Here is a 15147-nt window from a genome sequence, read left to right as displayed (position 1 = left end):
GCCGAAGCTCCATGAGTACGACAAGGAGGAGGGGAGAGCCGAAGGAGTCAGGTCGCGCTGACGAGGCGGGCCAGTAGCTCCAGGACGTGCTCGTAGGGCTCCCCGGTCGCGCGGGTCATCCCCAGCTCACAGGTCCGGTTGCAGGACACGTGCGCCGCGGACCCCCGTTCGCACACCTCGGCGGCCTCGTCCGCGGTCGCCGACGCGGTCAGTTCCGGGTGCAGCATCCCGCGGTCCCCGGCGAAGGCACAGCAGCCCCAGGCGTCGGGGACGTGCACGTCACCGCCGTCTCCGGTCACCTCGGCGGCCAGCGCGAGCAGGGCCGGGTCGAGCTGCAGCCGGGCCGACGAGCAGGTCGGGTGCACCGACACCGACGGCACCGTCGGATGCTCGCCGAGCCGGGGCAGCACCTCGTCGACGACAAACCGCATCGCGTCCACCACCCGCACGCCCCGCTCGCCGAGCATCGTGTGGAAACCCTCGGTGCACGACGACGCGTCGCTCAGGACCGGCAGCTCGCCGTCCCGGGTGGCGGCCAGCACCGCCGGGACGACCCGGTCCCGCATCGCGTCGTAGCCGCCGGGCACCCCCTTGGACGACCACGGCGTTCCGCAGCACAGCGCATCGATCCCGGACGGGACGAGCAGCGTGATCCCGGCCGCGGCGCACAGCGACTCCACGCTCGCCTGCACCCCCGGGCCGTCGCCGGCCGGGCCGAACAGGGTGTTGACGCAGGCCGGGAGGTACACCGCGGCGGGCGCGGCGTCCGGGCGCGGGCGTTGCCGGCGCGGGCCGCCGCCGGGCAGCTCACCGGACCAGAGCGGGACCCGGTCGGACCCGGCCACCCGCCGGGCCGCGCGGTTGGCCGCCGTCACCCCGGAGCGGGCCGGACCGGGGGCCTTCGCCAGCGCGCTGAGCGCGGCGGAACCGCCCCGGGTGGCGGTGGACCAGTGCCGGGCCGCGGACGTCCAGGCCGTGGCGTCGGCCCGGGACCGGTCCGCGCGGCGCAGCGTCCTCACCAGGTCACCGGTGTTGATCAGGACCGGGCAGGCGGTCTGGCACATGCCGTCGACGGCGCAGGTCTGCACCGACTCGTAGTCCTGCTCGGCGGTCAGCCGCTCGGCGAGGCCGGTGTCCCCGGCCAGCTCGGCCGAGCGGATCGCGCGCCGGGCCGAGATCCGCTGCCGTGGCGTCAGGGTGAGGTCCCGGCTCGGGCAGACCGGCTCGCAGAACCCGCAGGACGTGCACCGGTCGACCTCCGGCTCGACGACCGGGGACAGCTTGATGTGCTCCAGGTGCAGGTTCGGGTCGTCGCTGAGCACGACCCCCGGGTTGAGCACCCCGAGCGGGTCGAACAGCCGCTTGACCTCGCGCATGACGTCGTACAGCTCGTCGCCGTACTGGCGGCGGACGTACGGCGCCATCACCCGGCCGGTCCCGTGCTCCGCCTTCAGCGACCCGCCGTGGCCCAGGACGAGATCGACCATGTCCTCGGTGAAGTCCCGGTACCGGCCGAGCTGCTCGTCGGTCTCGAACCGGTCGGTCAGCATGAAGTGGATGTTGCCGTCCTTCGCGTGCCCGAACACGACGCTGTCGCGGTAGGCGTAGCGGTCGAACAGCACCGCCAGCTCGCGACAGGTCCCGGCCAGCGCCGGGACCGGGACGACGACGTCCTCCAGCAACGCCGTGCTGCCCTGCGGCCGCGCCCCGGCGACCGAGGAGTACAGCCCCTTGCGCAGCTTCCACAGCGGCGCGCGCACCGCGGGATCGGTGCTCAGCCGGGCCGGTTCGGCGGTGGCGAGACCGGCGAGGGTCCGCTCGGCCGCCGCGACCTGCTCGTTCAGCTCGTCGTCGGCCAGCGCCTGGTACTCCACCAGCAGCGCCGCCTGCTCCCGGACCGCGATCCGGGCGACCTCGGGCGGGCAGTCGGCGAAGGACTGGCCGACCCGCAACGACGTCGCGTCCATCAGCTCGAGCGTCGCCGCGCCGGTGGCCACCAGCTCCGGCAGCGCCGCGCTGGCGGCGAACAGGTCGTCGAACACGAGCAGCGCCGAGGAGATCCGGGTGCGCAGCGGGACCGTGCGGAAGGTCGCCGACGCGACGAACGCCAGCGTCCCCTCGCTGCCGACCAGCAGGTGGGTGAGGATCGCGGCCGGGGTGTCGTGGTCGAGGAGGGCGTTGAGCCCGTAGCCCATGGTGTTCTTCATGGCGAACTGCCGCTCGATCGTCGCGACCGACGCCGGATCGGCGAGGACCCGCTCGCGCAGGCCGAGCAGCCCCGCGTACAGCTCAGGTTCGAGCAGGCGCAGCCGCTCGTCGGCGTCGGTGTCGGCGGTGTCGAGCACCGTGCCGGACGGCAGCACCGCGACGACCGACTCCAGCGTCCGGTAGCTGTTCTCGACCGTCCCGCAGGCCATGCCGCTCGCGTTGTTCGCCAGGACTCCGCCGACGGTGCAGGCCGCCTCGCTCGCCGGGTCCGGGCCGAACCGCCGCCCGTACCGGGCCAGCCGGGCGTTGAGACCGCGGACGGTGACGCCCGGCTGCACCCGTACCCGCAGGCCGTCGTCGAGGATCTCGATCTCGCGGAAGTGCCGTCGGGTGTCGACGAGCAGCTGGTCGGTGACCCCCTGGCCGGACAGGCTGGTCCCGCCGGACCGGAACGTGAGCGGCACGCCGCTGCGCCGGGCGAGCGCCAGCAGCCGGCCGACCTCCGACGCACCACCCGGTGCGACGACGGCCTGCGGGACCAGGTGGAAGTGCGACGCGTCCGGGGCCACGGCGTGCCGGGCGAGATCCCCGGCCCGGACCTGGCCGGGGTCGGACACGCAGTCGTGCAGGGCGCCGAGCAGTGCGTGGTGGGGCACCGGTGCCTCCTCGTCGAGCGGTGCCGGACATTGTTCAGCAAGTCGTCTGGGTCGACAAGTGGGCCGGTACGGGTAGGGTCCGTCCCGTGGTGGTGGGGGTGACGGTGCAGTCGGTCGTCGACGCGATCGCCGAGGATCTGCGGCGCAGCGTGCTGACCGGAGAGCTCGGCCCCGGCGCCGCGCTGACCGAGGCCGAGGTCGCCGGGCGGTACGAGGTCGCGCGCGCCACGGCGAAGGCGGCGATCGAGCGCCTGGTCGCCGAGTCGCTGCTGGAGCGCACCACGCACAAGACGGCCCGGGTGGTCCGGCTCGGCCCGGACGACGTCCGCGACATCTACCTGTCCCGCGCGTTCCTGGAGGCCGAGGTCCTGCGCCGGCTGGCGCGCTCCGGCACCCCGGTCCCCGAGGCGGCCCGCGCCGCGAATGCCGAGATCCGCCGCCGCTGGGACGGCTCCAGCTTCGACATCGTCGACCCGGACATGCGGTTCCACACCGCGCTGGTCGACGCCGCCGGCACCGTCCGCACCAGCCGGATGTACCGGTCGCTGGCGTCGGAGGTGACGCTCTGCATGGCCCAGGTGCAGGGGAGGCAGCTGCTCAGCCCGGAACTCGTCGTCGCCGAGCACGAGCGGATCGTGGAACTCGTCGAGGCCGGTGACGGCGACGGCGCCGCGCAGCTGCTGGACGAGCACCTGGCCAGGGCCCGCGAACTCCTCGCCGGGGCGCTGGGCGGGGTGGCCGGCCCGGAGGCGACCCGGCCGAGCTCGGTACCGGTGGGCGGCTGAGTCAGTCCTCGTCGGTGCGGCGGGACCCGTCCAGCCGGACGCCCGGTGCGGGCACCCCGAACAGCACGTCCCGCGACGAGGACGGTTCCCCGGGGACCCGGTCCACGACCTCGACGAGCTCCATCGCGCCGGTGACCTGCAGCGCCCGGCGGGCCGGTCGGCTGTCGCCGCACGCGACGCGCAGTCGCTTGCCCTCGGCCCCGATCACGTCCCGGGCCTCCATCAACGACGTCAGACCCGCCGTCCCGAGGAAACCGACGCGAGAGAGGTCGAGGATCAGGTCGGAACTCTCCTCGGACCAGATCCCCAGCTCGATCCACAGGTCAGCGGAGGTCTCGTCGTCGATCGCGCCGATCGCGTGCAGCACGATGGCCCCCGACGGGTGCCGGGTCCGCTCGAAACGCAGGGCGGGCCCACCCGGATCGCTGCGGAGGGTCTCCGCGGGTTCGGGTACCGGCTGGGACCTCTCGTCGTCCGCCATCGCCGTCCCTCCGGGTCATTCCTGCTCGATCGGACGATCAGCATTGCAGTGTCCGGCGGTCACCGCATTCGGTGACGGCTCACGCCGCGTAGCCTCGGCGTCCCCGTACCCGCCGCAGAGGAGCCCGTCGTGACCACCGCCGCCGAGATCGCCGCGATGATCGACCACGCGATCCTGCGCCCGGAACTGACCAGGGCCGAGGTGGACGAGCAGCTGGACGTCGCCGCCCGGTACCGCGTCTTCAGCGTCTGCGTGCGCCCGAGCGATGTCGCGCACGCGGTCGCCCGGCTGCGGGGGACCGGCGTCGCGGTCGGGACCGTGATCGGGTTCCCGCACGGCACGACCAGCACGCAGGCCAAGGTCGCCGAGTCCGGGCAGGCGCTCGCCGACGGCGCGGCCGAGCTGGACATGGTGCTCAACATCGGGCGGCTGCGCAGCGGTCTGACCGACGACGTCGAGGCCGACGTCCGGGCCGTCGTCGAGGCGGCCGGGGGGAAGGTCGTCAAGGTCATCCTGGAGACGGCGCTGCTGTCCGACGACGAGATCGTCGCCGGGTGCCTGGCCGCCGAGCGGGCCGGCGCGGCGTTCGTGAAGACCTCGACCGGGTTCGCCGGAGGCGGGGCGACGCCCGGGCACATCGCACTGATGCGGGGCACCGTGCACCCGCCGGTGCAGGTCAAGGCCTCCGGCGGGGTCCGGGACCTCGACACCGTGCTCGCCCACCACGCCGCGGGCGTGACCCGGTTCGGCACCAGCGGCAGCGCGACGATCCTGGACGATGCGATGGCCCGCGACGCCGGCGGCCCGGTCGCCGCGCGCACCGACGAGACCTCCTACTGAGCGGCCCGGGCGGATCCGATCTGCGAAGCTGACCGTCCCGCCCGACCTGCCCCGGAGGAACCGATGGCCCAGCCGCCCGTCCCGTCCCCCTGGTCGCCGGCGGGGGTGACCGGGACGCTGATCGGTGCCGCCGTCGGGACGGTCGGCGCGGCCGTGCAGATCGGGCGCCGGCTGCCGGGATGGATCGCCGACGCGCCGCGCGCGGTGGAGTCGGCACCGGGCGTCGCGGCCGAGCTGGCCGCGCTGCCGGGCCGGATCGCCGGGGTCGACGCGACCCTGCGCGGACTCGCCCCGGTGCTCGACGACGTGCTCGGCCGGGTCGTCGCGCTGTGGGACGACCCCGGGACCGTCGAACGGATCGACCGGCTCACCGCCGCGGTGGTGGAGCTGGCCGGGGCCGCCGGGTCGCTGGCGGAGCTCGCCGCGGCCCGCCGGGACCTCGGGACGCTGGCCGGTGCGGTCGAACCGCTGCGCGAGCTGGCCGGGGCCCGGGCCGACCTGCACGAGCTGGCCGCGGTCCGGGGCGACCTGCACGAGCTGGCCCAGGTCCGCGAGGACCTGCACGTACTGGCGGGTGTGAGCGAGGATCTGCACCATCTGGCCGGGGTCCGCGGGGATCTGCACGAGCTGGCCCAGGTGCGCGGGGATCTGCACGAGCTGGCCCGGGTCCGCGAGGATCTGCACGAGCTGGCCGCCGTCCGGGGTGACCTGCACGAGCTCGCACTGGTGCGGGAGGACCTGCACGCACTGGCCGGCGCGGTCGGCGCCCTGCGGGATCTCGCCACGGCCGGCGAGCACCTCGGTGAGCTGGCCGGGGCCGTACCCGTCGTGCGGGAGCTCGCGTCGGCCCGGACGGAGCTGACCCGGCTGGCCGAGGCCGTCGGCCCGCTGACCGAACTGGCCGGCAGCCGCACGGACCTCACGACGCTCGCCGGCGCCGTCGAACCGCTGCGGCAGCTCGCCGACCTGCGCGAGGACCTGTCCGTGCTGGTCGCCGCGGTCCGCACGGACGGCGCGGTGCACCGGCTCGCGGCCGCCGTCACCGACCCCGCGACCGAGGACGGCAGCACCGCGCCCCGGCTCGCGGCGCTGGACGCGAACCTCGCCCAGGCCGCGGACCAGCTCACCAACGTCGCCCCCGACCTGCGGGCGGTCGCCGCCCGGATCGACGCCCTCGACCGGCAGATCGGGGTCCTCGCCGACGCGCTCGCCCCGCTGCAGGGGACGACCGAGCGGATCGGGCGGATCGTCGACCGCCTGCCCGACCGCTCCCGGCGGCTGGTGGCCCGGCCCGCCACCGAGGGATGACGACCGTGCCGCAGGTGGACCTGTTCGTGGACCCGGTCTGCCCGTTCGCCTGGATCGCGTTCCGCTGGCTGACCGAGCAGGTGCAGCCGGCCCGGGACCTGGACCTGCGGGTCCGGCTGATGAGCCTGGCCGTGCTGAACGAGGGCCGTGCGGACCACCGGCCGGAGGGTGAGCGCGGCGAGGAGAGCGCCTGGCGTCCGGTCCGGGTGGGCACCGCGCTGCGCCGGTCCCGGGGCGAGCCCGGGGTGCGGGAGTTCGTGCGGGCCTTCGGCGACCGCTACCACCAGGAACGGGTCCGGCCGCGGGATCCGGCACTGCGCGCCGCGCTGGACGACGTCGGTGCCCCCGAACTGCACGCGTTCGCCGACGACCCGGCCCACGACGACGAGGTCCGGGCCGAGCACGCGGCAGGTCAGGACCCGGTCGGCGACGATGTCGGCACCCCCGTCCTGCACGTCGACGGCACCGCGTTCTTCGGGCCGGTGCTCGGCGCCGTCCCGCGCGGGCAGGAGGCGCTCGACGCGTTCGACGGCGCCGTCCTGCTCGCCCGCAACCCGCGGTTCTTCGAGCTCAAGCGCACCCGGACCGGCGGCATCGACCTCGGCTGAGCGCTCCTGCTCAGCCGGCCGACCGCAGCCGGTCGAGGCCCGGCCAGAGCAGGGCGAGTGCCATCGCGGCGAGCTCGTCGGGGTCCTGCGTCCCGCCGGATGCCGACCAGTCGGCGAGTCCCTCGGCCGCGCCGACCAGCGCAGCGGCCACCGGCGCGGTGACCGAGCGGGCACCGGGGGCACCGGGGGCACCGAACTCGGCGGTCAGCAGCTCGGCGACCCGGTCGACGATGCGGGCGCGCGCGTCCTGCACCTCGTCGGCGACCGTGCCGGTGCGGGCCTGCCGGTAGAGCACCGACCAGCCGTCGCGATGGGTGGTCAGGGTCGCGAAGAACGCGCGCAGGCCGCGTCGCAACCGGTCCTCGGCACCGTCGGTACCGGCCGGGACGTCCGCCGCGGCCCCGGACACCGAGCGCAGCAACCGGTCGGCCTCGCGCCGGATGCAGCGGCGGAGCAGCTCGTCCTTGGAGCCGCCGCCGTGCGTGTAGACCATCGGCTTCGACACCCCGGCCGCCTCGGCCACGGCGTCCATCGACGCGTCGTGGAACCCGGCGCGGGAGAAGACCCGGACCGCGGCGTCGAGCACCTGCTCGGCACGTTGCTCCGGGGGCAGCCGGCGGCGGACGGGGCTCATCTCGACAGCTTACCTACTGCTGCGTAAAGTAACGCCCGACCGATCCGGTACTGCGAGTACCGGGAAAACGAGCAGGACCACAGCGAGGTGGCTCATGGCCGAGATCGTCGACATCAACGAGCTGGGCCGCAGCGTCGACCCGAAGTCCCTGTCCGACGAGCAGCTGATCGGCACCCTCGGCGCCGCGCTGCGCGACGGTGACCCGGCAGGCGTCGATCCGTCGTTGTTCGCCCGCCTGGTGAAGGGGGCGTCGAAGCAGCAGCTGGCGACCGTGATGGCGTCCGACGTCCGCCGGCCGATCCTGGACGCGATCTTCGGCCGGATGAGCGAGTTCTACTCGTCCAAGGGTGCGAGCGGGAACCGGCAGGTCGTGCACTGGCACATCGTCGACGGCGCGGGCACGGACAGCTTCCAGACGGTCCTGCAGGACGGCGTCTGCACCGTCACCACGGGCACCGACGAGGACCCGCGGACCGCGCTGACCATGCCGGGTACGGAGTTCCTCAAGATCGTCACCAACAACGCGAACCCGGTGACCCTGTTCATGACGCGCAAGCTCAAGGTCTCCGGCGACGTCGGGTTCGCGACCGCCCTGCAGAAGATGTTCCAGATCCCGTCGGCCTGACGAGAAGGAGACCGGCATGACGTCCTTCGAACTGTCCGACGAGCACCGTGAGCTGCAGGAATGGGTGCACGGGTTCGCGGCCGACGTGGTGCGCCCGGCCGCCGCCGAGTGGGACGAGCGCGAGGAGACCCCGTGGCCGATCCTGCAGGAGGCCGCGAAGATCGAGCTGTACAACTTCGAGACGCTCGCCTCGTTCTGGGGTGACGAGACCGGCCTGTCGATGCCGCTGGTCAACGAGGAGCTCTTCTGGGGCGACGGCGGCATCGGCATGGCGATCTTCGGGACCACGCTCGCCGTCGCCGGCATCTTCTCCTCCGGCACCCCGGAGCAGATGATCGAGTTCATCCCCCAGTGCTACGGCGACGCGACGGACCCGAAGGTCGGCGCGTTCTGCTCGTCGGAGCCCGAGGCGGGGTCCGACGTCTCGGCGATGCGCACCCGCGCCGTGTACGACGCCGCGCGCGACGAGTGGACGCTGACCGGGCAGAAGGCCTGGGCCACCAACGGCGGCATCGCGAACATCCACGTGGTGCAGGCCGTCGTGGACCCGGAGCTGGGCGGCAAGGGCCAGGCCGCGTTCGTCGTCCCGCCGGGGACGCCCGGGCTGGAGTCCACCCGCAAGATCAAGAAGATGGGCCTGCGGGCGTCGCACACCGCCGACGTCTTCCTCGACGACGTGAAGCTGCCCGGATCCTGCCTGCTCGGCGGCAAGGAGAAGCTCGACGAGCGACTGGCCCGGGCCCGTTCCGGTACGGGCTCGAAGGGCTCGGCGGCGATGCAGACCTTCGAGATGTCCCGACCGACCGTCGGCGCCCAGGCGATCGGCATCGCCCGCGCGGCGTACGAGTACGCGCTGGAGTACGCGAAGGACCGGGTCGCGTTCGGCCGCCCGATCATCGACAACCAGTCGATCTCGTTCACCCTCGCGGACATGAGGACCGAGATCGACGCGGCCCGGCTGCTCGTGCACCGGGCGGCCTGGATGGGGCGCAACGGCGTCCCGTTCACCGCGGGCGAGGGCTCGATGTCCAAGCTCAAGGCGGGCCGGGTCGCGGTGTGGGCGACCGAGCGGGCGATCCAGGTGCTCGGCGGCGCCGGGTACTCCCGCGAGCACCCGGTGGAGCGGATGCACCGGGACGCGAAGATCTACGACATCTTCGAGGGCACCGAGCAGATCCAGCAGCTCGTGATCGCCCGGGCGATCAGCGGGCGGCACCTGGCCTGACACGCCCCTCCCACTCTCAAGCTATAGCCGGTGGTGGGGCTTGCGGCAAGCCCCACCCCGTCCCGCACCATTCCCTGCCGGACGCCGTGACCTGCGGCGATCCAGGGGGAGTGGAGGGCGAGTTGCCCGTACTGAATCTGCAGGACGTCGACCGGAGCCGGTTCGCCGAGGTGGGTGGGAAGGCCGTCAACCTCGGCGAGCTGTCCCGGATCCCGGGCGTCGACGTGCCGCCCGGGGTGTGCGTACCGACCGGGGTGTTCCGCCGGGCCGTGGCGGGTGCTCCGGAGCTGGCGGACCGGATCGCGCGGCTGGGGACGGACGGGGGGAGCGCCGCCGTCCGGGAGCTGGTCGCCGGGCTCGCCGTCCCGGACGACGTCGTGGACGCGCTGGCCCGGGCCCTGGACCGTGACGCCACGTACGCCGTCCGGTCCAGCGCCACCGCCGAGGACCTCCCGGAGGCGTCGTTCGCCGGGCAGCAGGACACCTACCTGCACGTCCGGGCGTCCGAGGTGGTGGCGCACGTCCGGGCATGCTGGGCGTCGCTGTTCACCGACCGTGCCGTCGCCTACCGGTCGAGCCACGGCGTCGACCACCGGTCGGTGCAGATGGCGGTGGTCGTGCAGCGGATGGTGGCGGCGGACGCGTCCGGCGTCCTGTTCACGGCCGACCCGCTGACGTCGGACCGGCGGGTGTGCGTGGTCGAGGCGGTCCCGGGGCTGGGCGAGGCGCTGGTCTCCGGCCGGGCGGCCGCGGACCGGTTCACCGTGCGCGACGGCGTGGTCGTCGACCGGGCGGTCGCCGTCAAGACCTCGGCGGTCCGTCCGGCGGCCGGTGGCGGGACCCGGGTCCGGCCCGTCGCACCGGAGGAGCAGCGGCGGCCGGTGCTCACGACCGCGCAGGTCGTCCGGCTCGCCGAGCTGGGACGGTCGATCGAGGCACGTGCCGGGTGCCCGCAGGACGTCGAGTGGTGCCTGTCCGGCGACGCGTTCCGGATCGTCCAGAGCCGGCCGGTCACCACGCTGTTCCCCGTCCCGCGGAGTCCGGACGGCCGCACCCGTGTCCACCTCTCGGTCGGGCACCAGCAGATGATGACCGACGCGATGACGCCGCTCGGGCTGTCCGTGTGGCAGCTGACCACACCACGGCCGATGACCGAGATCGGCGGGCGGCTCTATGTCGATGTGACGCGAATCCTGGCCTCGCCTGCGGCGCGGGACCCGTTCCTGCAGGGCTGGGACCGGACGGATCCGCTGGTGGGGGACGCACTGCGCACGGTCGGAGACCGGGTCGGACCCGGCCCGGCGGAGGAGGGGACCGGCCCGCCCGCGGTCGCGCCGCGGGAGCCCATCGACGCCGATCCGGGTCTCGTCGCCGAGCTGGTCGCGGACAACCGGGCCTCGGTCGCGGCCGCCGCACGGGACCTGGAGGGCCGCCGGGGGACGGACGTGTTCGACGCCGTGACCGCCGACGTCGCCGAGCTGCGCCGGCTGCTGCTCGACCCGCGCAGCCACCAGGTGTTCACCACGGCGATGGACGCCGCGCACTGGCTCGACGAGCACCTGCACGCCTGGCTGGGCGTGCCGGACGCGGCCGGCACGCTCACCCTGTCCGCGCCGGGCAACGTCACCTCCGAGATGGGGCTCGCGCTGCTGGACGTGGCCGACGCGATCCGCCCGCACGCCGACGCCGTCGCCGTCCTGCGGGCGGGCGGGGACGACGTCCTGGACCGGCTGCCCGCCGTCCCCGCCGCGGTGCTCCGGTCCTTCCTCGAGGTCTACGGCATGCGCTGCGTCGGGGAGATCGACCTCGGCCGGCCGCGCTGGGGCGAGGATCCCGCGGCACTGCTGCCGGTGCTGCTCGGCCACATCGACCACGCCGAGCCGGGCGCGGGGCGGCGGCGCTTCGCCCACGGTGCGCAGCAGGCGTCGGCCACCGCGAAGGACCTGCTGGAACGGTTGCGCGCGCTGCCCGGCGGTGAGCGGAAGGCCCGGGAGACCGCGACGATGATCGACCGGCTGCGCACCTTCATCGGGTACCGCGAGTACCCGAAGTACGGCCTGGTCAGCCGGTATCTCCTGTACCGGCGGGCGATCATGGCCGAGGCCGGCCGCCTGGTCGCCGACGGGGTGCTCGCCGACCGGGGCGACGCCGTCCTGCTCCGGTTCGACGAGCTGCGCGAGGTCGTCCGGACCGGCCGCGCCGACGCCCGGCTCCTGCGCGAACGCCGGGCGGAGCTGGACCGCAACCGGACGCTGACCCCGCCGCGGGTCGTGACCTCCGACGGGGAGACGGCGAACGGCACCTACCGGCGGACGGACCTGCCGGACGGGGCGCTGGCCGGGCTGGCGGTCTCCGGCGGTGTCGTCGAGGGGCGGGCCCGCGTCCTGCGGGACCTGTCCGGTGCCGATCTGGGGCCGGGTGACGTCCTGGTCACGGCGTTCACCGATCCCAGCTGGTCACCGGCGTTCGTCGCGGTCGCCGGCCTGGTGACCGAGGTGGGCGGGCTCATGACCCACGGCGCGGTGGTGGCGCGGGAGTACGGGCTGCCCGCCGTCGTCGGGGTGCCGGGGGCGACCCGGCTGATCGCCGACGGGCAGCGGATCCGGGTCGACGGGACCGGTGGGTACGTGGAGCTGCTCGACGGGTGACCGTCGGCGACCCGCACGGTAACGCCCCCGCACCGGCGTCATCGTGCACGTCGATCGTGGGGTGCCCGGGCCCGGCGGCCGGCGAGCGGTGAGGATGGGGGTGAGCCGGGCGAGCCGGTGTCGTGCCACGAGGAGGACGAGTGCCGAGCCTGACGTTCCGCGGACGCACCTGGAACCGTGACCGGGCGATGGTCATGGCGATCGTCAACCGGACCCCCGACTCGTTCTACGACCACGGGGTCACGTTCGCCGAGCAGGCCGCGCGGGACCGGATCGCGGCCGTCGTCCGGGAGGGTGCCGACGTCATCGACATCGGCGGGGTCCCCGCCAGCCCGGGCACCGAGGTGACCGAGCAGGACGAGATCGACCGGATCGTCCCGACGGTGGAGTGGGCGCGCCGGGAGTTCCCGGACGTCGTCATCTCCGTCGACACGTTCCGGGCGGGCCCGGCCGAGGCCGTGTGCGCGGCCGGTGCCGATCTGGTCAACGACAACTGGGCGGCCGCGGACCCGGCGATCCTCGACGTCGCGGCCCGGTACGGCGCCGGGTACGTCAGCGCCCACACCGACCACGTCACCCCGCGCACCGAACCGCACCGGCCGCGGTACGCCGACGTCCTCGCCACCGTGATCACCCAGACCGTGGCGCTGGCCGAGAAGGCGGTGGCCGCCGGGGTCCCGGCCGCGGGGATCCTGATCGACCCGGCGATCGACTTCTCGAAGAACACCCTGCACAGCCTCCAGGTATTGCGGGGGATCGACGAGATGGTCGCGACCGGCTGGCCGGTGCTGCTGGCGATGTCGAACAAGACCGTGGTCGGGGAGTCGCTCGGCGTCCCGCTGGAGGAACGCCTGACCGGCACGCTCGCCGCGACCGCGCTCGCCGCGGACCGGGGCGTGGCGATGGTGCGGGCGCACCAGGCACGGGCCACCCGGGAGACCTGCGAGATGGTCGCGACCGTGCGCGGCGAGCGGATGCCGTCGCGGGCGGTGAGACTGCTGGCGTGACCGGAATCCAGCAGATCTTCCCGGCGGGCGACGCCGGCCCGCTCACGACCGAGGACCTGGAGCGGCTCTACGCCTACCCGGACGGCACCGGTGTCCGGGTCGCGGTCAACTTCGTGTCCAGCGCGGACGGGGCGGTCGAGGTCGAGGGCGGCTCGGCCGGCCTGTCCACCCCGCCGGACCGGGTGGTGCTGGACCTGGGGACCGATCTCGCCGACGTCGTGCTGGTCGCGGCCGGGACCGCCACCTCCGAGGGCTTCACCGGCGTCAAGCACAACGACCGGATGGACGACCGCCGCCGCCGGTTCGGGCTCGCCGGGGTCCCGGTGACCGCGGTCGTGACCTCGTCGGGGAGGTCCCTGGACCCGTCGGCGCCGGTGCTGACCGACACCCTCGTCCCGACGATCGTGTTCACCTGCGAGTCCGTCTCCGCCGGGCTGCGCGACCGGTGGTCCGACGCGGGTGCCGACGTCGTCCTGACCGGCGACGGTGCGGTGGACCTCGGTGCCGCGGTCGCGGAGCTGCAGCGGCGGGGACTGCGCCGGGTCAACTGTATGGGTGGCCCGGCGCTGTTCGGCAGCCTCGCCGAGGCCGGGCTGGTCGACGAGCTGCGCCTGACCGTGGCGCCGTTCCTGGTGTCCGGCGGAGCCGGCCGGATCGCCCGTGGCGCGGGCATGGACCCGGCCCGGCTCGAGCTGCTCAGCGTGGTCACCGGCGACGACACCCTGCTGATCCGGTACCGCGTCGGGGACTCCGCCGCGGGCTGATCCCGCAGCCGAATCATCCTGGGGCAGGGCCCGGTCACGTACGGCGACGGGTGCGGCAGGATGGACGTCGTGCCCAGGCCCTCCCACACGCTGGTGGACGGCGTGGTCGTTCTCAGCCCGCTCGGGTGGGACGACGTGGAACCGCACCTCGCCGGGGAGGACGCCGAGCTGGTGCGCTGGCTGAACGGTGGACCGGGCACGCTCGCCACCGTCCGCGCGCACGTGCGCCGGGCGATCGAGCGCTGGGCCGACGGCGGCCCGAAGCTCAGCTTCGGCATCCGCGTCGAGGACGGGGCGGTGCTCGCCGGCACCATCGACGTCGATCTCGACCACGCCGGCCGCCGGGCCGCCCTGGCCTACGGGATCTACCCGGCGTTCCGGCGACGCGGTCTCGCGACCCGCGCCGTCCGGCTGGCGTCGCGCTACCTGGGGGAACGGGGCGACGTGCAGCTGATCTCGATCGACGTGGACCCGGCCAACACGGCGTCGATCGGGGTGGCGCGGCGGGCCGGCTTCCGGTTCACCCACCGGGTCCAGGACGACGGCGGCGGCTTCGCCCGGTACGAGCTGATCGTGCGCGCGCCGGTGGCCCCGGCACCGCCGCCCACCTGGCGCCACGGCCGGTACTGACCCCGGGACGGGGACGGCCGCCCGCCCCGGACCGCGCCCGGTGCGGACGGGCGGATCGGGACGGGCGGCCGTTGGGGTGCCGGTCGGGGAGCCCGGCGACCGACGTTCGAGACGCCGACGGTCAGAGGCTGACGCCGGGTGCCTCGAGGTACATGACCTCCGGGATGTCCAGGACGGGCAGGGCCTCGGTGGCCGAGTCCAGCGGCAGCGCGTCCGCGGAGAGCGAGTCGGTGGACAGCTCGTCGGTGGGGAGCCCGTCGAGCGTGGAGGAGCCCTCGTCGGAGGAGGAGCCGGAGCGGTCCTCGTCGGAGTCGTCCGAGTCGTCCGAGTCGCCGGAGTCGTCGGCCGCCTGGTGGTCGCCGCCGGGCAGCACGTCGTCCGTGGCCGCGTCGTCGGTCGGCAGCAGGTCGGCGAGCGAGTCGGAGGAGAACTCCGGCAGCTCGGAGGAGGCGACCTCGGGGGCCTCGATCTGGCTGAACGAGCCGATCTGGAGGTCGTCGGTGTCCACGGCGTCCTGCGTGTCGGTGACCGACGAGGTGTCGAGGGTGTCGTCGAGCTCCGGCAGTTCGGCGGCCGACGCCTGGCCGACGGCACCGGCACCCAGCACGGCGATTCCCGCGCCGGCCAGGGAGAGCCGGAGCGCGTTGCGGGCGAGCGAGTTCATTCGCGCGTCCTTTCCAACTGATGGGGGGTATTCGGGGAGCGTGAGGGACGGCGTGCGATCCACG

Annotated in this window: 14 protein-coding genes; 10 read left to right on the top strand and 4 right to left on the bottom strand. The window is 74.4% G+C overall.

From position 1 onward, the window contains the following. Nucleotides 1-47: 47 nt before the first annotated feature. Nucleotides 48-2864 (bottom strand): FAD-binding and (Fe-S)-binding domain-containing protein, encoded by a 2817-nt coding sequence (locus AFB00_RS11025; protein ID WP_197519820.1) that lies wholly within the window; start codon nt 2862-2864, stop codon nt 48-50. A 98-nt stretch (nt 2865-2962) separates the two neighbouring features. Here AFB00_RS11025 and AFB00_RS11020 point away from each other — a divergent pair, with 98 nt between their 5' ends. Continuing rightward, nucleotides 2963-3649, top strand: coding sequence for a GntR family transcriptional regulator (locus AFB00_RS11020; RefSeq protein WP_197519819.1), 687 nt, complete (start codon nt 2963-2965; stop codon nt 3647-3649). Between the two features lies 1 nt (nt 3650). Here the strand turns inward: AFB00_RS11020 and AFB00_RS11015 are convergent, their stop codons facing one another. Beyond that, a complete protein-coding gene (locus AFB00_RS11015) occupies nt 3651-4130 on the bottom strand; it encodes an STAS domain-containing protein (protein WP_068797152.1) in 480 nt (159 codons plus the stop codon). Nucleotides 4131-4259: 129 nt separating this feature from the next. Between AFB00_RS11015 and deoC the strand changes: the two genes are divergently transcribed. The 3 genes from deoC to AFB00_RS11000 all read left to right on the top strand — a co-directional run bounded on the left by deoC (nt 4260) and on the right by AFB00_RS11000 (nt 6886). Further along, nucleotides 4260-4970 (top strand): deoxyribose-phosphate aldolase, encoded by a 711-nt coding sequence (deoC, locus tag AFB00_RS11010; RefSeq protein WP_068797151.1) that lies wholly within the window; start codon nt 4260-4262, stop codon nt 4968-4970. 63 nt (nt 4971-5033) lie between these two features. Beyond that, entirely contained in the window at nt 5034-6278 is a 1245-nt protein-coding gene (locus AFB00_RS11005; RefSeq protein WP_068797150.1) for a hypothetical protein, read from the top strand. After that, nucleotides 6275-6886: a mycothiol-dependent nitroreductase Rv2466c family protein gene (locus tag AFB00_RS11000; protein ID WP_068797149.1), complete on the top strand. Its 612-nt coding sequence runs from the start codon at nt 6275-6277 to the stop codon at nt 6884-6886. Before AFB00_RS11005 ends, AFB00_RS11000 begins: the two co-directional genes overlap by 4 nt. 10 nt (nt 6887-6896) lie before the next feature. Here AFB00_RS11000 and AFB00_RS10995 read toward each other — a convergent pair whose 3' ends face one another. Next, entirely contained in the window at nt 6897-7520 is a 624-nt protein-coding gene (locus tag AFB00_RS10995; protein WP_068797148.1) for a TetR/AcrR family transcriptional regulator, read from the bottom strand. A gap of 94 nt (nt 7521-7614) precedes the next feature. On the opposite strand from AFB00_RS10995, the gene AFB00_RS10990 reads away from it, so the two are divergent. The 6 genes from AFB00_RS10990 (at nt 7615) to AFB00_RS10965 (ending at nt 14419) form a co-directional block, all read left to right on the top strand. Continuing rightward, a complete protein-coding gene (locus tag AFB00_RS10990; RefSeq protein ID WP_083275433.1) occupies nt 7615-8145 on the top strand; it encodes an SCP2 sterol-binding domain-containing protein in 531 nt (176 codons plus the stop codon). A 16-nt stretch (nt 8146-8161) separates the two neighbouring features. Then, nucleotides 8162-9370 (top strand): acyl-CoA dehydrogenase family protein, encoded by a 1209-nt coding sequence (locus AFB00_RS10985; RefSeq protein ID WP_068797147.1) that lies wholly within the window; start codon nt 8162-8164, stop codon nt 9368-9370. 122 nt (nt 9371-9492) lie between these two features. Continuing rightward, nucleotides 9493-12018 (top strand): rifamycin-inactivating phosphotransferase, encoded by a 2526-nt coding sequence (gene rph / locus AFB00_RS10980; protein WP_156819486.1) that lies wholly within the window; start codon nt 9493-9495, stop codon nt 12016-12018. Nucleotides 12019-12158: 140 nt separating this feature from the next. Next, nucleotides 12159-13025 carry a dihydropteroate synthase gene (folP, locus tag AFB00_RS10975; RefSeq protein WP_068797145.1) on the top strand — a complete coding sequence of 289 codons (867 nt, stop codon included), beginning with the start codon at nt 12159-12161 and terminating at the stop codon, nt 13023-13025. Then, nucleotides 13022-13789, top strand: coding sequence for a dihydrofolate reductase family protein (locus AFB00_RS10970; RefSeq protein ID WP_083275432.1), 768 nt, complete (start codon nt 13022-13024; stop codon nt 13787-13789). Before folP ends, AFB00_RS10970 begins: the two co-directional genes overlap by 4 nt. Nucleotides 13790-13858: 69 nt before the next feature. Beyond that, nucleotides 13859-14419 (top strand): GNAT family N-acetyltransferase, encoded by a 561-nt coding sequence (locus AFB00_RS10965; protein WP_197519818.1) that lies wholly within the window; start codon nt 13859-13861, stop codon nt 14417-14419. Between the two features lie 121 nt (nt 14420-14540). On the opposite strand, the gene AFB00_RS10960 is transcribed toward AFB00_RS10965, so the two are convergent. Continuing rightward, nucleotides 14541-15083 carry a hypothetical protein gene (locus tag AFB00_RS10960; protein WP_068797143.1) on the bottom strand — a complete coding sequence of 181 codons (543 nt, stop codon included), beginning with the start codon at nt 15081-15083 and terminating at the stop codon, nt 14541-14543. Nucleotides 15084-15147 lie beyond the last annotated feature (64 nt).

The sequence above is a fragment of the Pseudonocardia sp. HH130630-07 genome (assembly GCF_001698125.1).
Lineage (GTDB): Bacteria > Actinomycetota > Actinomycetes > Mycobacteriales > Pseudonocardiaceae > Pseudonocardia.
Note: the sequence above shows the minus strand (reverse complement) of the source record. Positions and strands in the feature narration are given on the sequence as shown.